This window comes from Dellaglioa sp. L3N (genome assembly GCF_054941095.1).
Genome location: NZ_CM142928.1, coordinates 1,483,413 through 1,504,553, shown reverse-complemented (window position 1 = coordinate 1,504,553; position 21,141 = coordinate 1,483,413). Strand labels below are relative to the sequence as shown.

At 34.8% G+C, this 21,141-nt stretch carries 23 protein-coding genes and 3 pseudogenes; 20 read left to right on the top strand and 6 right to left on the bottom strand.

The genetic code is table 11. The annotated features are described in order from the left end of the window. Positions 1-41: 41 nt before the first annotated feature. A complete protein-coding gene (locus tag ACVPPR_RS07725) occupies positions 42-1,001 on the bottom strand; it encodes a ThiF family adenylyltransferase (protein WP_462304073.1) in 960 nt (319 codons plus the stop codon). A gap of 265 nt (positions 1,002-1,266) precedes the next feature. Here ACVPPR_RS07725 and ACVPPR_RS07720 point away from each other — a divergent pair, with 265 nt between their 5' ends. The 9 genes and pseudogenes from ACVPPR_RS07720 to ACVPPR_RS07680 all read left to right on the top strand — a co-directional run bounded on the left by ACVPPR_RS07720 (position 1,267) and on the right by ACVPPR_RS07680 (position 5,604). After that, positions 1,267-1,842 carry a recombinase family protein gene (locus ACVPPR_RS07720; protein WP_462304072.1) on the top strand — a complete coding sequence of 192 codons (576 nt, stop codon included), beginning with the start codon at positions 1,267-1,269 and terminating at the stop codon, positions 1,840-1,842. Positions 1,843-2,082: 240 nt separating this feature from the next. Further along, entirely contained in the window at positions 2,083-2,346 is a 264-nt protein-coding gene (locus ACVPPR_RS07715; RefSeq protein WP_462304071.1) for a hypothetical protein, read from the top strand. After that, the gene (locus ACVPPR_RS07710; protein ID WP_462304070.1) at positions 2,343-2,504 is read left to right on the top strand and encodes a hypothetical protein; all 162 of its coding nucleotides are present in this window, start codon (positions 2,343-2,345) and stop codon (positions 2,502-2,504) included. Before ACVPPR_RS07715 ends, ACVPPR_RS07710 begins: the two co-directional genes overlap by 4 nt. 61 nt (positions 2,505-2,565) lie before the next feature. After that, on the top strand, positions 2,566-3,411 hold the full coding sequence (locus tag ACVPPR_RS07705) for a nucleotidyl transferase AbiEii/AbiGii toxin family protein (protein ID WP_462304069.1): 846 nt from the start codon (positions 2,566-2,568) through the stop codon (positions 3,409-3,411). Between the two features lie 176 nt (positions 3,412-3,587). Then, complete coding sequence (locus ACVPPR_RS07700) at positions 3,588-4,196, top strand: hypothetical protein (protein WP_462304068.1); 609 nt, start codon at positions 3,588-3,590, stop codon at positions 4,194-4,196. A gap of 81 nt (positions 4,197-4,277) precedes the next feature. After that, positions 4,278-4,364 (top strand): annotated as a pseudogene (locus tag ACVPPR_RS07695) (putative holin-like toxin); the annotation flags it as partial. A gap of 65 nt (positions 4,365-4,429) precedes the next feature. Next, positions 4,430-4,535: pseudogene (locus ACVPPR_RS07690) on the top strand (IS5/IS1182 family transposase); the annotation flags it as partial. Between the two features lie 3 nt (positions 4,536-4,538). Beyond that, positions 4,539-4,709 (top strand): annotated as a pseudogene (locus ACVPPR_RS07685) (transposase); the annotation flags it as partial. 151 nt (positions 4,710-4,860) lie between these two features. Continuing rightward, entirely contained in the window at positions 4,861-5,604 is a 744-nt protein-coding gene (locus ACVPPR_RS07680) for a DUF1003 domain-containing protein (RefSeq protein ID WP_462304067.1), read from the top strand. Positions 5,605-6,215: 611 nt separating this feature from the next. Here ACVPPR_RS07680 and ACVPPR_RS07675 read toward each other — a convergent pair. Further along, positions 6,216-6,449, bottom strand: a complete 234-nt coding sequence (locus tag ACVPPR_RS07675) for a hypothetical protein (RefSeq protein WP_462304066.1) — start codon at positions 6,447-6,449, stop codon at positions 6,216-6,218. Positions 6,450-6,721: 272 nt separating this feature from the next. Here ACVPPR_RS07675 and ACVPPR_RS07670 point away from each other — a divergent pair, with 272 nt between their 5' ends. From ACVPPR_RS07670 to recA, 5 genes are all read left to right on the top strand, one after another. Next, on the top strand, positions 6,722-7,300 hold the full coding sequence (locus ACVPPR_RS07670) for a sugar O-acetyltransferase (protein WP_462304065.1): 579 nt from the start codon (positions 6,722-6,724) through the stop codon (positions 7,298-7,300). Positions 7,301-7,519: 219 nt separating this feature from the next. Then, positions 7,520-9,094 carry a BCCT family transporter gene (locus ACVPPR_RS07665; RefSeq protein ID WP_462304064.1) on the top strand — a complete coding sequence of 525 codons (1,575 nt, stop codon included), beginning with the start codon at positions 7,520-7,522 and terminating at the stop codon, positions 9,092-9,094. Between the two features lie 155 nt (positions 9,095-9,249). Next, positions 9,250-9,555: a rhodanese-like domain-containing protein gene (locus ACVPPR_RS07660; protein WP_462304063.1), complete on the top strand. Its 306-nt coding sequence runs from the start codon at positions 9,250-9,252 to the stop codon at positions 9,553-9,555. Between the two features lie 170 nt (positions 9,556-9,725). Next, the gene (locus ACVPPR_RS07655) at positions 9,726-10,151 is read left to right on the top strand and encodes a MarR family winged helix-turn-helix transcriptional regulator (protein WP_462298759.1); all 426 of its coding nucleotides are present in this window, start codon (positions 9,726-9,728) and stop codon (positions 10,149-10,151) included. 218 nt (positions 10,152-10,369) lie between these two features. Beyond that, positions 10,370-11,536: a recombinase RecA gene (gene recA, locus ACVPPR_RS07650; RefSeq protein WP_462304062.1), complete on the top strand. Its 1,167-nt coding sequence runs from the start codon at positions 10,370-10,372 to the stop codon at positions 11,534-11,536. Positions 11,537-11,592: 56 nt separating this feature from the next. Here recA and ACVPPR_RS07645 read toward each other — a convergent pair whose 3' ends face one another. Further along, positions 11,593-12,474 carry a LysR family transcriptional regulator gene (locus ACVPPR_RS07645; RefSeq protein ID WP_462304061.1) on the bottom strand — a complete coding sequence of 294 codons (882 nt, stop codon included), beginning with the start codon at positions 12,472-12,474 and terminating at the stop codon, positions 11,593-11,595. A gap of 107 nt (positions 12,475-12,581) precedes the next feature. On the opposite strand from ACVPPR_RS07645, the gene ACVPPR_RS07640 reads away from it, so the two are divergent. From ACVPPR_RS07640 to ACVPPR_RS07630, 3 genes are all read left to right on the top strand, one after another. Continuing rightward, complete coding sequence (locus ACVPPR_RS07640; RefSeq protein ID WP_462304817.1) at positions 12,582-14,252, top strand: malolactic enzyme; 1,671 nt, start codon at positions 12,582-12,584, stop codon at positions 14,250-14,252. A gap of 29 nt (positions 14,253-14,281) precedes the next feature. Beyond that, a complete protein-coding gene (locus ACVPPR_RS07635; RefSeq protein ID WP_462298756.1) occupies positions 14,282-15,250 on the top strand; it encodes an AEC family transporter in 969 nt (322 codons plus the stop codon). A 143-nt stretch (positions 15,251-15,393) separates the two neighbouring features. Next, positions 15,394-15,984 carry an ECF transporter S component gene (locus tag ACVPPR_RS07630; protein ID WP_462304060.1) on the top strand — a complete coding sequence of 197 codons (591 nt, stop codon included), beginning with the start codon at positions 15,394-15,396 and terminating at the stop codon, positions 15,982-15,984. Between the two features lie 54 nt (positions 15,985-16,038). Here the strand turns inward: ACVPPR_RS07630 and ACVPPR_RS07625 are convergent, their stop codons facing one another. The 3 genes from ACVPPR_RS07625 to ACVPPR_RS07615 all read right to left on the bottom strand — a co-directional run bounded on the left by ACVPPR_RS07625 (position 16,039) and on the right by ACVPPR_RS07615 (position 18,200). Beyond that, on the bottom strand, positions 16,039-16,416 hold the full coding sequence (locus tag ACVPPR_RS07625; RefSeq protein WP_462298754.1) for a hypothetical protein: 378 nt from the start codon (positions 16,414-16,416) through the stop codon (positions 16,039-16,041). Positions 16,417-16,436: 20 nt separating this feature from the next. Then, positions 16,437-17,132 (bottom strand): DNA/RNA non-specific endonuclease, encoded by a 696-nt coding sequence (locus tag ACVPPR_RS07620; RefSeq protein WP_462298752.1) that lies wholly within the window; start codon positions 17,130-17,132, stop codon positions 16,437-16,439. A gap of 90 nt (positions 17,133-17,222) precedes the next feature. Further along, positions 17,223-18,200, bottom strand: coding sequence for a Gfo/Idh/MocA family protein (locus ACVPPR_RS07615; RefSeq protein WP_462304059.1), 978 nt, complete (start codon positions 18,198-18,200; stop codon positions 17,223-17,225). Positions 18,201-18,337: 137 nt separating this feature from the next. Here ACVPPR_RS07615 and ACVPPR_RS07610 point away from each other — a divergent pair, with 137 nt between their 5' ends. The 3 genes from ACVPPR_RS07610 (at position 18,338) to ACVPPR_RS07600 (ending at position 21,044) form a co-directional block, all read left to right on the top strand. Further along, complete coding sequence (locus ACVPPR_RS07610; protein WP_462298748.1) at positions 18,338-19,015, top strand: glycoside hydrolase family 73 protein; 678 nt, start codon at positions 18,338-18,340, stop codon at positions 19,013-19,015. A 177-nt stretch (positions 19,016-19,192) separates the two neighbouring features. Further along, complete coding sequence (locus ACVPPR_RS07605) at positions 19,193-19,765, top strand: xanthine phosphoribosyltransferase (RefSeq protein ID WP_462298746.1); 573 nt, start codon at positions 19,193-19,195, stop codon at positions 19,763-19,765. A gap of 139 nt (positions 19,766-19,904) precedes the next feature. Then, positions 19,905-21,044 (top strand): 5-(carboxyamino)imidazole ribonucleotide synthase, encoded by a 1,140-nt coding sequence (locus ACVPPR_RS07600; protein ID WP_462298745.1) that lies wholly within the window; start codon positions 19,905-19,907, stop codon positions 21,042-21,044. The last annotated feature ends 97 nt before the right edge of the window (positions 21,045-21,141 follow it).

Here is a 21,141-nt window from a genome sequence, read left to right as displayed (position 1 = left end):
AATTATCACTCCGTTCTTTTAAAGTATACCATGTAATTATGTTATAAAAATACATACTTATCATTGAATAGATCAGCTATAAAGGTTTCCTGCTCTGGAAGACGGACAATATCGTTAAAAATAATCTTAGGAATAATGTAGGCACTCAAGAATCCATTGAATATAGATCCAGAGTTTTCGCTTATATAAGTATCTAAATTCGTAGCGTTCTTTTCACTAAGAGCACGTTTTAATAATTTTTGGTAATTACTTTTTGTGATCAGAGTGTCACTGTGTAATAAAAATGAATAACCACCATATGTCATTTTTAATTTAGGATAATCCAAGAAAATATTATTTAGTATTTCTTCTTGAAGATTGAAGTCATCTGCACAATTTATGAAAAAATCTATATTTTCGAAATCTACATCTTTTTTTAATTGTGCATAGCTATTGATGCTCTGCGTAATTATCTTAACAGAAATATTTGAATCGAAATATTTCTGTTGTTGTACAATTGCTTTATATGTTCCACAATCCTCTTTTGAATAGTTTTGTGCAGCTATATTTTTTTCTTCTACAGTATCGCCATCAATCAGAACAAAATTTTCAAATCCTAATTTTGTGAGCACTTCCAATAGATAGCTTCCACCGGTACCAACTCCTAGGATTAATATGTTTTTTTTCTTAACTGTACTTTTATACTCAGGAAAGGTTTGACCGGGTATACAATCGACAAAATTTTTAAGTCGTAGTTCTAAATTACTTATTTTTTTTGAGCTATAAACCCATTTCTGTTTCATAAAAAATAAGAGGATTTCTTTAAATTCATTATCTGAAAGAGACCCGTTTAGTGATCGTAACTCATTTTCTGGAACTGGATTAGCTAAACTTTTAATGAAACTAAATATTTTTTTTGAACTTGAAGTTTTAAGTTCTTTTTCAAGTTTTGGATTACCTTTATACATAAATAAGCGATCTTCATAGTCTAAGTACCAGCCAATTTTCTTTAAATAATACATAATATACACCCCTTTTGGGAATATTATGACACAACTATTAAGGGGAAAGTAGTTTTGTCTTAAGTGGTAGATATCCTTCTTAAAAGGTTCAACAAAATTCATAATGATAAATTGCTGTGAAAGGGTTCGATTTTAATATATTCAACATAAGTTATACTAGACAAGAGATGAAAAAAGAATTGATGGACTTATATTCTAATCTTTCTGAATAAAATCATTAACAAAACAGGTTTCATGCACTGTTGTGAAAATGAAGGTAAATTATATGAAATTTGGTTATGCTCGAGTATCAACTTTAGCTCAATCGTTAGACGATCAAATCAATCAGTTGTTAAATCTTGGAATCTCTTCAGATAATATTTATTCAGATAAATTTACGGGAAAAACAACTAATCGACCTGAATTAAATAAATTATTGGATCAGTTACGTAGTGGTGACGAATTAGCTGTTATCAAACTGGATCGGCTTGCTCGTAATGCAAAAGAGGGCCTTGAATTAATTGACGAATTAAATAATAGGGGCGTTAGTGTTAATATAAAGAATATGGGTGTCTTTACTGCTGATGATTCTGCGATTACTAAAATGATGAAAACAATGTTCCTGGCGTTTGCTGAGTTTGAACGAGCACAAATTGTTGAACGAATGCAAATTGGTAAAGATTATGCTAAATTGACTGATCCAAATTTTAAAGAGGGAAGACCAAAAAAGGTACTAGGAATACGTGAACGAAATGTCCTGGAGTTTAGAAAGACACATTCCATTAAAGAAACTGCCCAGCAGTTTGGTATTTCTACTTTTTCTGTAAAAAAATGGCAGCGAATCGAACGAGGGTTAGAGTAGATTTATCTGGCAGATAAGTGGAAAGACAATAGCCTTTCTATAGGGTATCATTAATAAGATAAAGTCCGTTTTTTAACTCACTGTGTATTATAATTTGAGTAGAAAGCGGACTTTATAAATTTGGGGTGAAATAAATGAAGCAACAAGATAAAATATTTGAATATTTAAATAAAAATGGCGGACAGATCACAGCAAAAGGTGCTAATTCAATGGGGAGTATCATCTAGAATACTGCGAAATATGTATGCTCACGGGCAACTCGAAAGATTGGCGCCAGGTGTTTATATCGATCCGCTTGAGTTTGGCGATGATATTGCTGCACTCCAATATAAACTCTCAAAAGGTGTTTTCTTCAAGGATACAGTATTATTTCTTTATGGAATGATTGATCGAACGCCCTGTACCTATGAGATGAACTTCCCTTTACCATATGCGTATAGTACTAAAAATGATGCGCCGATAAAAATTTATCGACAAAAAAAGAACTTTACAAAATTGGTATGACGACAACTAAAACTTCTGGTGGACATATGGTTAGCGTTTATGATGTTGAACGTACCTTGTGTGATATTATTCGAACACGAGATAGATCCGATGCTGAAACAATTAAACAAGCAATGAATAGTTACGCCCATCAGAAAAAAATTTTTTTCATCAATTAATGGAGTACGCACGAATATTCAAAGTAGAGGATGAAATCAGAAAATATATGGGGGTTTTACTATGAAACTTGCATTTGTTGATAAGAAGCAATTTTTGGCTAAAATCAAAAAGTTGGCAAAAGAAAGAAATATAACGCCACAGATTATGCTACAGGAGATCGTTTTGGATGACCTGATTGATCAAATTTCCAATTCTCGATACAAAGATAATCTTGTACTAAAGGGAGGCTTTCTAATTGCATCGCTAATTGGTACTAATACTCGCTCTACACGTGATATTGATACATCGATTAGTGGCTTACCCGTCACAGAAGATAAAATGAAAAATGTGTTTCAAGAAATTTGTAATATTGAATTACCAGAAGACATAATCAAACTATCAATTGTGAAAATTGATGAAATTAGAGAAGAAGATAGGTATTCTGGATATCGTATTCATATTTGTGCTCAAATTTATGCCACGCGAGTTGACGTTAAAATTGATGTATCAACTGGATATGTAATCACTGAACGTGCTATTAAGTATGGGCATAAAATGATACTTGAAAATCGGACTGTTCAAATTATGGCGTATACAGTGGAGACCGTCATAGCTGAAAAGTTGGAAACAATCGTTAGCCGTGCTGACGCAAATACAAGATTGAAGGACTTTTACGATTTATATCTATTTGATCATCAAGATAAGACCGTGATTAGGTTTGATGTGTTAAATAAGGCGATACAAGCAACCTCAGAAAAGCGAGAAATAACTGAACAATTAGGTAATTATATTTCAGTATTAACAGACCAACATTTTCAAAAATTGTGGCTTGATTACCAAAAACCTAATGAATATGCACACGGAATTAAATTTGGAGATACATGTGACGCGGTAATTGATCTAGCCCTGAAATCTGGTCTAAAGTAATATATATAAATTCGCTTTAGTAAGTGATAGAATATTTTTTTGTGGATTGAAGAGAGGTATGATGCATGCAGTTTTTTAATAGTATTGTTAAGTAGAGGAGATTTTAGTGAGTAAAAATGCGGTTATACTTCAGTATTTAAGGAAGTCAAAAATGGGAAATAAGTATATGGCGGGTTATGTTAATTTTATACTTAGAAGAGTCACAAGTGATAATCCAAATAGTAAAATTGAGATATTTAATAAGGGGTGCTTGTTGGTCCGCAAAATATTCGACAGCTAAGGAATTAGTAGATAAGGTTTTCAAAGGCATACATTTTAAATCTAAGAGTTTTATTCATGTACAAAATCATTATATAAGTTCTTCAATCGATAATACATATGATGCACTTATCGATCATTATATAAGCGAGACAACTACTACTTCAATAATAAAAGACGATAAGCAGTTTGGCCACGCTAAGGAAATTTTAATAAAATGTGACGGTGAAAGTATTTTTTACATGGTTGGATCATCAAATTTTTCAAAGAATACGTATATCATGAGAGACAGAGGTGTTAACCAAACCGATATGGCATTTATAAAAAATACTAAATGTACTGGGAAATTACTGGGTACCATTTTTACCAATAATGATGGTAACAGACTGATGATAGAAGACTTTAAAAGCAATGAAAATTTCAGTGGTGAAGAAAGCAGTGAAAGTGAGTATATTAGAGCACAATTAAATGAGTCAGTTATCTTTCCATATATTGGGCCAGAGAATTTATTTCCTAGTGATGAGTAGAAAAGTGAAAAGATGGTGGCTATTCTTGAGGGAGGTGATGCTTATGAAAATAAGTGGTCAATCTAGGAAAGGAAATGCCTTTTGTCGGTATTTAATGCACTGCAGTTAATGCTAGGATTTGGAACATTTATTGTTTCCTTCTTAGGATTGGTTGTCGTCATTGTAAAATTGGGACAAAAAAATAACCATGGTCGACTAAGCCAGGAATGGCCGAAGAGTCTATTATTGAAGCTTGTTTAAAAAATTGTCTCTGAATTCCGAAATAAACAAGCTCGGTCAGCGAAAATAACCTTTATTATAATTGATGCACAAAGAGTCAAGAATACCGATACGGCAGAACATAAGCGCAATGAATTGCAAAAGTTTGAAGACTTGCCACAACGTTGGATTATAGAGCAATCATTAAGCTGGCTGGATAGGTGTCGACGACTATGGGGAAATTGTGAACGACAACTTAATACCAGTCTACAGATGATTATATTAGCGTTTCTTACTTTATTGATCCAAAGATAATAGACAGCTATAACAAGACTGTGTTTTGCCACAAGGGACTTCCATGGATTGACAACAAGTGGTCTATTTTTATTGTAGTCAATCTAGGGAAATGCTAAATCTGGTATGAGCATCTAGTCGATTATATGAAAATCAGAAGGAGTTTTTAATCATGACTAGTCAAAAGAAATGTATAGTAGACAATCAAATTTTTTCACCCGAAGATGGTATGGAGATTTGCGAACTGAATCCTACTATCCAAAATTTAATTCTAAAAGATTATCCTAAATTAAGTGAACACGATCTTATTTGTAACGTGCATCTAGTCGATTATCGGCTAAAATATGCAAACGCCATCATTTCTAAGGGAGTTAAACGAAACCGAAAATCTAACGAACGACTAACAGAAATAATGAAATCCGACGCTTACAAGGTAATTGATATTAGCCAAAAGCTAGAATCAAAACAAACTTTTGGTCAAAAACTTGCAGATAATGTAGCCAAATTTGGGGGCAGTTGGCCATTTATTATTATTTTTGTCTTCTTTTTGATTTTTTGGATTATTATCAATACTACTCATTTATTTGGTAAAGATTTTGATCCCTATCCGTTTATTCTACTTAACTTATTTTTAAGTATGCTAGCAGCTATGCAAGCCCCTTTAATTATGATGAGCCAGAATCGGTCCGCTGAATATGATCGTTTACAGGCCAATAACGACTACCATATTAATCAGAAATCAGAAAATGAAATTCGAGAAGTTCATTCAAAACTCGATCACCTCCTTCAAGAAGAAAATACCAGCTTTCTGGAGATTCAAAAAATGCAGTTAGAAATGCTAGGAGATATTCAGAAACACATTACCGAACAATCAAAAATTATTACTGAACTCAGTCAAGAAAGTCATAAAGCATAACTTAAATGGCAAATCATGGGCTCTTTTATCATTCTTTTGTTTCGTCAACACTATTTGACATAGAGCCAAAAATAATCGTCTCATTATCTTTGGCGAGATAAACGATTATTATTAATTAAAATTTGGTCACCGTCTTAAACGGGTTTTATGTAAGGAGTCCTGTTAGCGCAGGGCTTCTTTTTCATATGTTTAGCATTTTTCTTTACAGTGTATGTTGGGTTCGGAAATACTAATTGCTCCTGTGTCAAATATCTGGACAAAAATATTGTTGAAATTTAACTAACTTTTGAAAATATTTGTTGATAAATTAATTGGTTCAATTGACTTAAATTTTTGTTGGTAAACCCATTCTCTTTTTAAAAGTGAATGAAATCCTTCAATATATGGATGACCTTTTAATGATTATGAAGGTTCAATCCCGTTTGATTTCAGACAGGATTCAAACAACTGACTTGTATATTGGCTTCCCATATCACTATGAATTATTGCAACATTTGGACAAGTCCTCAGGGTTTTGACAACAGGTTTAGTCGCTAATTAAGACGTTATGTAATTTTTAGATTACTGCCAAGCATTTAAATGACTCACTTCTTTGTTGCACTTCAAAATGATTAGGCTTTACGGTAATTAGTTGGAATAAAGCAGTTCTTAGCTGTGAGTGTTGTTTGTGCTAAAAAATAGCCATTACATGACTTACAGTTGAAATATTGTTTACGTAATTTAAGAATAATTGTTTGTTCGGATGAACTAGGGAAGTGAACTGAAATGGTCCGCCAACCATAATTAATAATTTGATTGGTATTGATAGCACCGCATTTTTCGCAAACTTCAGGCCGATAATTCAAAGTCCCATGAATAAGGCGCGTGTTATTAGCATCAGAGTCAACGATTATTGGGGAATCAGAACCCAACAACAGATGTTATAAATTTTTTTGTTTGGGTATTAGGACTACTTGTAATAGTAACAAAATGAGTTTGTTCAAATTTTTTTATTTAATGTTTGAAATGTCGGCTTATACGTGTCATAGTACCAATCTTAGTTCATGTTAGAAAAGCCATTGTAGCTGATTTTAAAAGTAATTTTAACAAATCATGTCATAAGTGGTATTCTTATAACATGATAAAAAATGAGAGAGAAAAAATGTCAGATGGTGAACCGTATGAGCAGTTGGACCCGGAACTAGTTGAACGACGAAAACTAATTCGGCGAGAACTGCTGACAATCAACCAACTTGACGATAATGAACAACAGAATAAAAAGATTAAAGCGTTATTAGCTGATTCCGGTGAAGACTTTTGGGCCGAAACGGGAATCGAATTTGATTATGGATTTAATATTCATATCGGAAATCACTTTTATGCGAACTACCATTTAACGATGTTGGACACGTGTCCAATCACGATTGGTGATCATTGTTACATTGGTCCAGACGTTGGCTTTTACACACCAGTGCACCCATTATCTGCAAAATTACGTGACGCAGATGTTGAAATGGGTAAACCAATTACGATTGGGAATAGTGTCTGGATGGGTGGACACGTCACGATTTTACCAGGGGTTACTCTGGGTAGTCGGGTCGTGGTTGGCGCCGGTTCAGTGGTCACAAAGTCGTTTGGTGATGATCTCGTAATTGCGGGTAATCCGGCACGAATCATTCGTTACCTAGATGATAATGGAGATGTCAGTCCAGGTTAATGATTCGATAGAATATTAATTGACGTTATGAGTATTTGTATAAGATGGCAAAGCTAACAAGCACGCTGTGCAGATATCCCTAGTGGAGAAACTGTATCAGTGTGTTTTTTTTTGTGCAATAAATTGGGATTTGTTGAATGAGTACGCTAGTTAACTAGATCGTACTTTAAAATTTAGGAGGAAATTTTTATTTTAGAAAAACAAAATATCGACAAGAAAATGTTTGTGCCAACCGTGGCACTATTTATTTTGGTATCAGCTGGGTTATTACTCGGTGGGTCAGGTCTGAAGTCGACGTTAAGTGCAACAATGGATGTGATTACTGCACATCTGAGTTGGGCTTATCTTGGCATATATATTATTAATTTTATTTTCTTTATGTATATTGCATTGAGTCACTACGGAAAAATTAGACTGGGTAAAAAAGGTGAGAGTCCCGCATACAGTGATTTTAAATGGGGAAGTATGGTATTTGCAACTGCCATTGATGCCAGTATTTTAATGCTTAGCATGGTCGATCCACTTCGTTATGTGCAACAACCTTTGTTTGGTGCCAAGGCGATGTCTCCTGCTAATTATCAAAATGCTCACATGTTGGGACAGTTTGATTGGGGGCCAATGGCGTGGATGATGTTTGCGTCTTCGGCCGTGATTATTTCATACGTCATGTATGTTAAAAATGTAAAAGTCATGTGTGTTAGTGATGTGATTCCTATGTTAAAGGGTGATCAACCTTATAAAAAAGTATTACGAAAAGTGGTTGATTTTCTTGTCGTAATTGGTATTATGGGTGGCGTTGGCTCGTCAGTCGGAATGGAAATACCCGTATTATCGAGAATTATTTCAACGATAACAGGTGTTCAAGATACCATACTTTTGAAATTAGCTTTATTTGTTGTTTTATTTTCTATCTTTACATTAACAATGTTTAAAGGAATTAAAGGTGGGATTGATCGGTTGAGTTCGGCCCATATTTGGACCGCAATTGGTTTCTTGTTGATTGTCTTGTTAGTCGGACCAACCATGTACATTTTGAAATCAGAAGGTAACAGTCTTATGTTGATGGTGACACGATTTGTTTCAATGAGTACAGGGACTGCTTCAGGATTAGGGCATGCAGTTGATCCTGTTAAATCAGAAACGATTTTCTATTGGGGCTGGTGGTTAACCTTTATGCCATTTATGGGCTTGTTCATTGCTAGAATTTCACGTGGCCGAACGATTCGTCAAGTGATTCTAGGAATGTTGGCCTATGGTGCTTTAGGTTGTATGAGTTTCTACGCTATCTTAGGTGGCTATTCACTTTATCTTCAACAAAGTGGCGCTGTTGATTTAATTCACACATTGAATACGTACGGTCAAGCTGCAGCGATTGCGCAAGTGATTACAACCTTGCCATTTAAATATGTGATGTTGGTAATTTATGCGATTTCATGTTTTATTTTCTTAGCAACGACAATATCATCGTCTGCATATATTGTGTCATCGTTTACCAGCACAAAGCTCAGTTCATCACAACAACCAAGTCTAGTTAACCGTTTAGTGTGGATGGCAATCTTTATGTTATTCTCATTTGGTATTGTCTTCGTTGGTGGATTTAAAACGATTCAGTCCATTTGTTTGATGGCTGGGTTCCCAATAATCTTTGTGTCATTATTACTGATTATTTCAACATGGCAATATTTATCTAAAGATCATTCAACTGAAAGTGCTCGGACTTCGTTAAAAATTTTAAAAAAAGCAAAGAAAAATTTAATCACACGACAACACATCATTCATGATAGTATGCATTAATAAATAAAGTTCAATTAGGTTACGCTGAATAATGGCGTGGCCTTTTTTTGATCGTGAATAGTCTCTAAGAAGCATAAAAATAGCGTCAAAGGTGCAATTAGGAAGCTTCTATGACATAATCAAAAATAATTATTAAATAAAAGAGGTAATCAAAAATGAACTTTGAAGATGATATTCCAACAATCACAACGACAGAACTCGAAGCATTGTTACCAGATAAGCCACAAATCATTGATGTGCGTGAAGATTTTGAATTTGCGGAAGGGCATATTCCCGGCGCAATAAATGTGCCTTTAGATGAAATTGATCAATATGAGTTAGAGGGTCAAGCTTATATCATTTGTCGCTCGGGACGTCGAAGTGCGCAGGCTGCAGATATTTTATTTGAAAAAGGTAAAGATGTTGTTGATGTCTATGGCGGAATGCTTAGTTGGCAAGGGTCAACGGTCACAGGGAGTTAAACGTTTTCACTGATTTTATATTTTTAAGAAAAGAGGGGAACATATTACTTGTATATGTCCCCCCTTTTAATCTATAATAAGTGAAATGAGCATTTAGGTATTAGAAATTGATAATTGTTTTTAATTTTGTTTTGGGTGAGAACTAAGTGCATATAACTAGGAGGATAAAAATGATTGAGTTAAGCGGAACTTTCAACAAATTAAATCAGTTATTGAGCTTGTATGGGAAGCAAGATGGGCTTATGAATATTAAGCAATTAGGGACAATTGATACTTATTATTTAAACGCAATCGAGCAGTTGAAGAGCCCAACAATTGGGCGTGTGTCAACGTTATTGAATCAGTCGACACCAAATACGAATTACCATTTGAAGAAATTAATTACGTTAGGGTTAGTGACGAAGAAAGCGGACATTTCAGACAAACGGGTCATTCATTTGTTTGTGACAGATAAATATAAAGAGTTAACGACCGTCAATAGTGATTTTTGGAATCAATTGGAAAGTAAATTAGAGACACAAGTGACTGGTAAAGATCTAGCGACTTTTAGACGAGTTTTGAAAGAAACAATTAGTCAGATTGAAGCAATGGAATAAATTTAGGAAATTAAATTTTTTTTGAATAAAATGACGTACTTAATTAATAAGCGTACGTTATAGTTGAATGGATTGACACTTAGTAAGGACGATAAATGCATCGTTCTTTTTATTTTTGACAAAAATAATTTAACGCTTGCGATATAAAATTTAATAAGGTATGATAAGTAGATAGAAACGAACAGATGTTCTACTATTGAGAGGATGGGGTACTAACTATGGCTAACAGAAGTATTGCAACCGGAGACGGCAAAAGAAAAGATGGTAAAGAACGCGAAGCAGCATTAGAAAAAGCGTTATCAGCAATTACAAAAGAATTCGGACAAGGCGCTATCATGAAGATGGGGGACAAAGCCGATACAAAGATTGATGTCACTTCAACAGGTATTTTATCGTTGGATTACGCATTAGGTGTGGGTGGTTTTCCTAAAGGCCGTATTGTCGAAATATACGGACCAGAAAGTTCTGGTAAAACGACGATTGCGCTTCATGCAACTGCAGAAGTACAAAAAAATGGTGGTACGGTCGCTTATATTGATGCTGAAAATGCGATGGATCCTGCCTATGCGACAGCACTAGGTGTTGATATTGATGGTCTATTATTATCACAACCAGATACTGGTGAACAAGGATTAGAAATTGCTGATGCCTTGGTATCCAGTGGTGCCGTTGATCTTGTTGTTATTGATTCAGTTGCAGCCTTAGTTCCTCGTGCTGAAATTGAAGGCGAAATGGGTGATGCGCATGTTGGGTTGCAAGCCCGTATGATGTCACAAGCTCTTCGTAAATTAGCTGGTTCAATTAATAAAACAAGAACAACCGTTATTTTTATTAATCAATTACGTGAAAAAGTTGGGGTTATGTTCGGTAGCCCTGAAACAACACCAGGAGGCCGTGCTTTGAAATTCTACGCAACAATCCGTTTGGATGTTCGTCGTCGTGGACAAATTAAAGATGGTACTGACGTTATTGGGAATGAAACAACAATTAAAGTGGTTAAGAATAAAGTAGCACCACCATTCAAAATTGCTGAATTGAACATGATGTATGGGTCAGGTATCTCAGCTACTGCTGATATCTTAGATCTTGCTGTTGAAAATGGCATTGCTGAAAAAGCTGGTTCATGGTTCTCATATCATGGTGAACGTTTAGGTCAAGGTAAACCAAACGTTGTTAATATTTTGGAACAAAAACCAGAAATGTTACATGAAATGGATCAAGAAGTTCGTGCAAAAATCTTTGCACCTGATGAAGCAGAAGTTCCTGCTAAAGAAGTTAAGGCAGAAACAGAAGCACCAAAGAAAACAACTAAAAAAGCAAAAAAAGCTGATGATAAACCAGCGCTAGATTCAAAAATCGAAACATTAGATATACCGGAAGCTTAGTAAAAAAGAAAATGCAAGTTCGCATGATAAAATGTGAACTTGCATTTTTTCTATTCTTATATAGAAGGATCAATCAAAACGTCAATTAATTTTGCTTGAGTGGGCGTTAAAATATGGCTGACGCGATAAACGAGTGACATTAAGAATTTGGGTTGGTCTGGTTCTGATAAAGGTAATGCAACAAGGTTATCTGAAGCGTCCAAAGCAAGTTCCGTTAAAAAGCCAACACCAACATTTTCAGCAACCATCTTTTTAATGATTTGACTGTCGCTCGTGGTATAGATGATTTGTGGCTTGAAATGATTCTTGGCCGTTAATTCTTTAAAAGCGATTGGGTGAACAAAGCCTTCATTCTGCATAATGAATTTTTCATTTCTAAGTTCAGCAAATTTAATAGATTTCCTTGATGCAAGTGGATGTCGTTTACTCATGATGATTTTGAAATTTTTAGAGGCAAAATTTCTAACAATTAAGCGATCATCTTCTATGGGTTTAACCGAACCGAGCAAAGCCATATCTAATGAGCCATTTATTAATTGGATGAGAAGGTCCTGAGACCCATTACCAACAGTATCAAGATGATCAATTAAGCCTAATTGGAATAAGTTACCAACAATTTGTGGAAAGTAGTAGGTTCCTATAATAGGAGGCAGGCCAAATCGGATACGTTCATTTTTAAGTTGTTCAATTTCCTGATTTGCGATTTTTAATTCTCGCAGAATAATCGCAACGTGTTCCGCAAACTGTTCACCACTTGGTGTGAATAAAATTTGGTGATGAGATTGGTCACGGATAATTAATTGTGTATCGAGTTCTGTTTCCAATCGCTTCATAGAAGTTGTGATGGTGGGTTGACTAACTGAAAAAAAATCAGCAACTTTTGAAAAATTTCTTAAATTAATTATTTGTTGGTAATATTCTAAATCTCGAATGTTCATTATAATCCCCTTAGAATCAACGTTTTTAGTCCTCATATAAATAATATTTATAGTATAACATATGTTTGACTATAATTTTCCAAGGGGTATATTCTAGTTTTTGTAAGATACAGAGAAAACAAAAATATAAAAAAATAATGGAGGAATCAATTATGACAAAAGCACAAGATATTTTAAATAACCCATTTGTAAATAAAGGAACAGCATTTACAATGGACGAACGTCGTGAATTAGGACTTATTGGTATGTTACCAGCTAAGGTGCAAACAATCGAAGAACAAGCGACACAAAATTACGCACAATACTTAAGTAAAGAATCAGGCCTTGAAAAACGCCATTTCTTAATGGAATTATTCAACGAAAACCGTACCTTATTCTTTTACTTAATGGGCCAACATGTTGCTGAATTCATGCCAGTTGTTTATGATCCAGTTGTTGCTGACTCAATCGAAGAATACAATGAAATTTATGTTAACCCACAAAATGCTGCATTCTTATCAATCGATCATCCAGAAGATATCGAAGCAACATTAAAAAATGCTGCTGCAGGCCGTGACATTCGTTTGGTCGTTGTGACAGATGCTGAAGGTATTTTAGGTATGGGCGACTGGGGTGTCAACGGTGTTGATATCGCAATTGGTAAGTTAATGGTTTATACAGCTGCTGCTGGAATCGATCCTTCACAAGTTTTACCCGTTTCAATTGATGCTGGTACAAACAATGAAACATTGATGAATGACCCATTATACCTTGGTAACAAACATGCTCGCGTAACTGGCGACAAATACTACGACTTCATTGATGGTTTTGTTCAAAGTACAAAAGGCTTGTTCCCAGAATTATTATTACATTGGGAAGATTTTGGCCGCTCAAATGCTGCTAACATTCTTGAAAAATATCAAAATGATATCACAACATTTAATGATGATATTCAAGGTACAGGGATTGTTGTTTTAGCTGGTATCTTAGGTGCGCTAAGTATCACTAAAGGTTCAATTGCTGACCAAAAAGTTATCACTTACGGTGCTGGTACTGCTGGTGTCGGAATTGCTAACCAAATCATGGACGAAATGAAACGCGCTGGTGTTTCAGAAGAAGATGCTCGCAAACGTTTCTTCTTAGTTGACAAACAAGGGTTGTTGTTTGATGATACAGAAGACTTAACACCTGGCCAAAAAGAATTTACGCACAAACGTTCAGAATTTGCTAACGCTGATGAATTAACTTCTTTAGAAGCTGTTGTTAAAGCTGTTCAACCAACTGTTATGATTGGAACATCTACACAACCTGGTACCTTTACGAAAGAAATTGTTCAAGAAATGGCTTCACATGTTGAACGTCCAATCATCTTCCCATTATCAAACCCTACAAAATTAGCAGAAGCTAAAGCTGAAGATTTGATTGCATGGACTGATGGACAAGCATTAGTTGCTACTGGTATCCCAGCAGATAACGTTGACTACAATGGTGTTACTTACCAAATTGGTCAAGCTAACAATGCACTTATGTACCCAGGTCTTGGATTTGGTATTATTGCATCAACAGCTTCAAGAGTGAATGGCGAAATTTTGTCACAAGCTAGCCATGCTTTAGGTGGAATCGTTGATACGACAGCCGTTGGTGCTGCTGTATTACCACCTGTTACACATTTAGCAGAATTCTCACAAACAATCGCAGAAGTTGTTGCCCAAAGTGTCGTAGACCAAAAATTAAACAAAGAAGCAATTACGGATGTTAAGAAGACTGTTGCAGATATGAAATGGACACCTAAGTACTAAAAAAAGCGTAGAGAGAAGGACAATTAATTATGGTATTTTTCCAATCAATTCAAAGTGTTCTAGTTGTTGTTTTGATGATGTTACTTGGTTATATTTTACAAGTTAAAGGATGGTTCGCTGATTCATTTGGTGGCAACATCTCATCATTAATTACTAAAATTGCTTTGCCAGCATCAATTTTCGTTTCTGTTTTGAAATATTTAAAACGTGATCAATTAGTTGCATTATCAGGTAGTTTACTCTACCCTGCAATTGCGGTTATTATCGGTTACTTGATTGCTTGGGCACTTGTTCATCTTTTGAACATCAGACCTGGTCGTCGTGGTATCTTTATGAATGCCGTTGTTAATGCAAATACAATTTTCATTGGGTTACCTTTAAATATTGCATTATTTGGCGACAAGAGTATCTCATATTTCCTTGTTTACTATATTATTAATACAGTTTCAACATGGGCATTTGGTGTTTTCTTAATTTCAAATGATGATCCTACAAAAGATAAATCAGATAAAACGAAAAAGAAAATCAACTGGGCTAAAGTAATCCCAATGCCACTTGTTGGGTTTATCGTTGCATTAATCTTCTTGGTTCTTGCAATTCCAGTTCCTGATTTTATTAACCAAACATTAAGCTATGTCGGTGGATTAGTGACACCATTATCATTAATTTATATTGGTATTGTGTTAGCCAAAGCTGGTTTGAAGAGTATCAGATTTGACCGTGATACAATCGTTGCCTTACTTGGACGTTTTGTCTTATCACCAATCATTTTGATTGCTGTTATTCTTTTGGGCACACATTTAACTGGCGCAGATTTAGCACCATTATTACAAAAAACATTGATTGTTCAATCAGCAACACCTATGTTAGCTGTATTGCCAATCTTAGCTAATGAAGCACATGGAGACGTTAAATACGCAACAAACATTGTTACTTCAAGTACAATCTTGTTTATCATTGTTGTTCCTATCTTAACAACGCTTATCTCTTTCATGTAAGATAAAATGATTTAAATAGTTCTTCAATGATTACCCCCATAATCATTGAAGAACTATTTTTTTGCATATTAATGGCAACGTACGTTAAATCAGTTATAATAAAGAAACATTGAAAAGACGATTAAATTTGTAGGAGTAAAAACATGAAAACTAATAATAAAACATATCATATGAGTATTTTAGCGTTATTTATTGCGATTATTATCGTTCAAAATTTCGTTCCCTTATTTGGTTATATTCCGGTTGGACCGTTAAGTATTACAACGATTCACATTACCGTTATTGTTGCGGCTTTGGTATTAGGTTGGAAGGATGGAGCATTTGTTGGTGGTATCTGGGGACTAATCACATTTATCAGAGCTTTTGTGTCACCCACAAGTCCAATTGCGCCGATTGTGTTCACCAATCCACTGATATCAATTGTGCCAAGAATCCTAATTGGAATTGTTACGGCAGCCGTTTTTTATTTTTTATATAAATGGTGGAAAAATCAAACATTGGCGATGGTCATGGCATCCATTATTGGTTCATTAGTTAATACGGTCTTAGTTTTAGGCCTTATTTATCTGTTGTATCATGGACAGGCTGCTAATTTTTATAAAGTTGATATGGGACAATTATTGCCTTATATTATGGGATTAGTTGTCACAAATGGGGTGCCAGAAATGATTTTGGCAGGGATTGTTGCCCCATTAATTGCGAGACCGTTACAAAAAATGGTTCGCAAAAGTTAAATCTATGTATAAAAAAAGTTGTTAACAACGAGATTTTTCGCTGTTAACAACTTTTTAATTGAATTTAGAAATAATTTTCGAGTTTAATTCGCCAGATTCTAATGCAATTAAAGCATCAATGAGGGGCATCTGATGGATTTCAGTCTCTTCAGCAAGTAAACTTTTAGGAATAAAGAAAGTCGTTGAATAAGCATCCCCAGCAAGGTAATCGCCATCAATTGTCTGACCTAAAATGCAGACATCATCCCAATTTAAAGAGATTGTATCAGGTGTTTGTAAAAAATTCATGGTCTCAAGAAATTGTGTTTGAAGTGAGCGACCTGGAAATTGCAAGTAGCCATCGCTTGTTTGATGGATGTTTGAATCAAGTAGCAGTTTTTGCAACGTTTGTGGTGCTAAATCTGATAGTTGGCCTTTTAATTCTGTGAACATGACTAACACACTCCTTTGAATTAACGTTTATTCAAAATAGTAACATTAAAATTGATATTTCCCCAAGAGGTTGTACTTTTACCTTGCATCTGAATCGCTTTAGGAAAGAGCGATTTGCCAGAGAAAATAGGGGTAATTTGATAACGAACATGATCACCTTTATCGATGGCTGCCCGAACCGCATTTTCGTATTTAGTCATGTAAGGTGTGTTTACGGGATTCTGGTACAAAGTTGCTAGATTTTCTTTCTTATCACCGTTACCACCAAGTTGTCGCCCAATTAAATGGCCACGGGAATGGTAGTAAGGTGACAGTCCAGAAACAAAGCCAGTGGGTCGGATAGAAGCGTTAGCTGATGTCCCTCTAGCTTCCAAAGCCTTAACTAAAAGGGCGTTTGCCTGTGTGGCACGTCCAAGTGAATCGAGAGCACCGTATTTAATCCAGCCGCTTGAAGAATCTGCTAGGTCACTTTTTGAAAATGTTGGATTTTTATTATCAATAATCCCGTTAACAGCTTTATTACTATTAATAGCACTTGTGTTTGCTTTTCCTGTTCCGCTTTTAACACGGATGGAAGTGGTATGATTATTTGATTGTAGTAAGTTTTTCACTGAATCAGGTAATTTACCACTGAAAAGTGACACGATTAAAAGGACTGCGAGTCCAACTAAGTAATTTCGTGTTCGATTTTTGTAGTAGCGTTTCTTTCGTTTCATAAAATTAAGCCCTGCCTCTTTTTCTTTTAGTGTAGCATGAAATTAAAAAAAGTTATCAACAATTAACGTTGATAACTTTTTGAATGCCTTTTATTTTTCGAATGGGTATTGATAGTGCCATTGTTCACGAGCTTGTGTCATGATTGACATCACATCTGTTGTTTTTTCTAAGAAAGGTTTGGGATCTAATTTGCCTGAAACCATGTCTTGAACATCTTTGATTTCATAATTCATGGCTTGTTTTGTATGGCCAAAAATAATTTCTTTGGTAGCACCATCGGCAAAGACTAACGTGGCTTTGTTAGCACGAGGATAATCATAAACGGTAAAGTAACCACCTTCGTAAGCAATGATTCCCATTTTAGGCATTTTAGCTCTAAAGGTTAAAGACACATTTGCAAGTTCGTCGTTGTTATTTCTTAAACTGATAGTTTCAGATTCGTCGACGCCTGATTTGAATAAATTCATTGATGATCCTGTAATTTCAGGTGTTGCTGTCATGAATTGTCGAACGAATGCCAACGCATAAACGCCAATGTCCAATAATGCGCCCCCAGCTAAATCAGGATTGAAAAAGCGATTTGTTGGATCTGGCTCTTTAGAACTACCAAATGAAGCTTGAATCATTTTCAACTTACCTAAGTTGTTTTCTTCAGCAACTTCAATGATTTTTTTGTAGAGTGGCATATGGTAAACCGTCATTGCTTCTTGTAAAATCAAGCCTTTTTTTTCAGCCAAATCAGTTGCCTGTTTTAATTCAGCGCTTGTCATTGTAATGGCTTTTTCGCTTAAAACATGTTTGCCAGCTTCAAGAGCGGCCATGATTGTTTCAATGTGATAATTGTGAGGTGTCGCAATGTAAACGATATCAATTTCCTTGTCAGCTAATAAGTCTTCGTAACTACCATAGGCATGTGGAATGTTAAATTCGTTCGCAAACGTTTGTGCTTTTTCTAAATCGCGTGAGCCCGCTGCATAAATTTCACCAAATGGTTGGTCAAAGTAAGTTGCGAAGCTGTGAGCGATGTTACCAAGTCCGATAATTCCCCAATTCAAATTTTTTGCCATAATTGTTCTCCTATCCCGATTAAGATACATCCAGTTTAACAGAAATTTAATTAAAAGAGAAAAAATACGATGGAAATAGGTACAAAATTAGGGTAAAATAGGTAAATCAATTAAAAAGTATAGGGACGGGTGTACGAATGAAAAAGAAAAATGGACGAGGGATTTTTATTAAAAATGGGAAAGTTCAAGTTGCGAATATTGTTGTTTTAATTTTGATTCTAGGCATTATCACAGTCGTTATTTCGATGCACGTTCATAAAAATAACGTTGTTCGAGATGAATCAATTGCAACGTCATTATCAACCTCAAAAATTGAAGCAAGTGAATCAGCTAAAAAGGCCGCAGAAGCTGCTAAGAAGCAAGCTTTCATAAAAAAAGTTTCACCTGAAGCACAAAAAATGCAAAAAAAATATCACGTTTTTTCTAGTATTACGATTGCACAAGCAATCTTAGAATCTGATTGGGGAACAAGTTCTTTAGCTAAAGATTATAACAACTTGTTTGGTATTAAAGGAACGGGTAAGCGAGCTAAAGATTTTAGAACAAAAGAACAAGGGAAAGATGGCAAGTGGGAAGAAGTAACTGCTAAGTTTATCGTTTTCAAAGATTGGGATGAAGCCATTATGTCTCATTCGAAATTATTGGCTCATGGGAACACTTGGGATAAAAACCAATTTTCTGATGTTATCTCAGCAACAACGTATGAAGATGCAGCAGCAGCTCTAATTGTTGATGGATACGCAACTGATAATGATTATAGTACAAAATTAACAGATATTATTAAGCAATATAAGTTAGATCAATACGATAAGTAAAACGGATTTATGGCAATTACAATAGCAATAAATGAGTGGATTCAAATTGAATTTAACCCTATTTTATGTTATTCTTGAGTCATTCAAAACCGGAATGTAGCTTTTTTACTGATACCGAAGTGAAAAAGCTATTTTTATACCCAAAAAATATAGATAGCAAGAGGAGCGTACCCTAACGTGAAACTTTTAGAAGACAGAATTATGCAAGATGGTATTGTATTACCAGGAGATGTATTGAAGGTTGACCAATTTTTAAACCACCAAGTTGACCCTGATTTAATGTTTACAATGGGTAAAGAATTTGCCAAACTATTCAAAGATGAAAAAATTACTAAAATCTTAACAGTCGAATCATCAGGTATTGCACCAGCTGTTTTTGTTGGGTTACAATTCCATGTTCCTGTTGTTTTCGCGCGTAAAAGTAAAAGTGTAACAATGCAAGATAACTTGTATTCAGCTTCTGTTTATTCATACACGAAAAAAATTGAAAGTACGATTGCTGTTGCCAATAAATTTTTAGGCGAGAATGATCGTGTCTTAATTATTGATGATTTTTTGGCTAATGGTCAAGCAGCTGAAGGCTTATTCAAAATTTGTGATGAAGCTAAAGCTGAAATTGCAGGTATTGGGATTGTGATTGAAAAATCATTCCAAAAGGGTGCTGAATTAATTCATGAACGTGGGGTTCGCTTAGAATCACTTGCTAAGATTTCATCATTTGATGGTGGTCAAGTTCATTTTGAAGATTAAACTTATTGAAAAGAACGCATTTTGCGTTCTTTTTTTATTTTCTAATGAATTTGTTAAATTATTGATGCTAAAGCTTGCTTGAATTGCGTGATAACAGTATGATTAAGAGTAAAGTTAAAGTAGAAAGTAGTGAATAATAGTGGAAAAAAAAGTAATCTTTCCTGGAAGTACATTGGGAATAATTGGAGATAGTCCAACGGGTGCAATGTTGGCCATGGCTGCAAGAAATTTAGGCTTCAAAATAGCAGCATACAGTCAAAATGAAGTCAGTGAAGCACTTCAATTAGCAGATTATTCTGTTGTGGGTAAGATGAATGATAAGGATAAATTGAAAGAATTCGCTGAACGAACAGATATTGTGACATACGAATCTGAGCATGTCAGTTCAGAAGTCATTGAATATATTTCAAAATTCACTTATGTCCCACAGCAATATAACGCCCTAGAAATTGTACAAGATCGTTTGTTGGAGAGAGCTTTTTTTGAGCAATTAAATATTAACATTCCACCATTTGAAACCATCGTATCACTTGAAGATGTTTATAATTCTGTACTTTCAATAGGTTATCCCAGTGTTCTAAAACCTATTCAAAAAGGGTTTGGTAAAAATTATCAGAGTGTGATTCGGACGCAAGCTGATATTTCGGATGCCGCACACTTGGTTGAACGCGGGACATATATTTTAGAATCATGGATTCCTTATGAACAAGAAATTTCAATGATTCTCATCAAAAACGGTAAGGAAATTAATTTTTTCCCAGCTATTGAAAGTAGATATAGTGATCATAGATTGCATGAAGCCATTGTTCCTGCTAATTTAGATACGGAAACGTCTGCTGAAATTCACAAAATTGCCATTAAAATTGCTGAGAATTTAGATTATACTGGTGCGTTAGAAGTTGGCTTTTTTGTCACAAAATCTGGTGCCATTTATGTGAAACGCATTGTGCCCGCTATGCACCAATCAGGGTATGTCTTTGATAAAGCCACGAACGTTTCTATGTATGAACAGCATTTACGTGCGATATGTGGGTTACCATTATCAAAAGTTAAATTCCTTGCACCAACTATTATGGTGTCTTTAAAAGAGGAAGAATGTGCTGATTTGAAGACACAATGGGTCCTTAAAAATAATTGGTATTACCATTTTTATCGTTATCCAGAAAATCATAAAATGGATCGGGCTGGACATATTTTAGTTCAATCAGATTCGGTACGAGAAGCACTAAACCAAATTGAAGATACTGGGATTTGGACTAAAAAAGAATCAATAAATTAATAAAAATGAAAGGATGAATCGAATTAATTCGATTTGTCCTTTTTAATTGAGTAAAATACCGCATATATTAAACAAAAATTAAAGAAGTTAGGGCGTT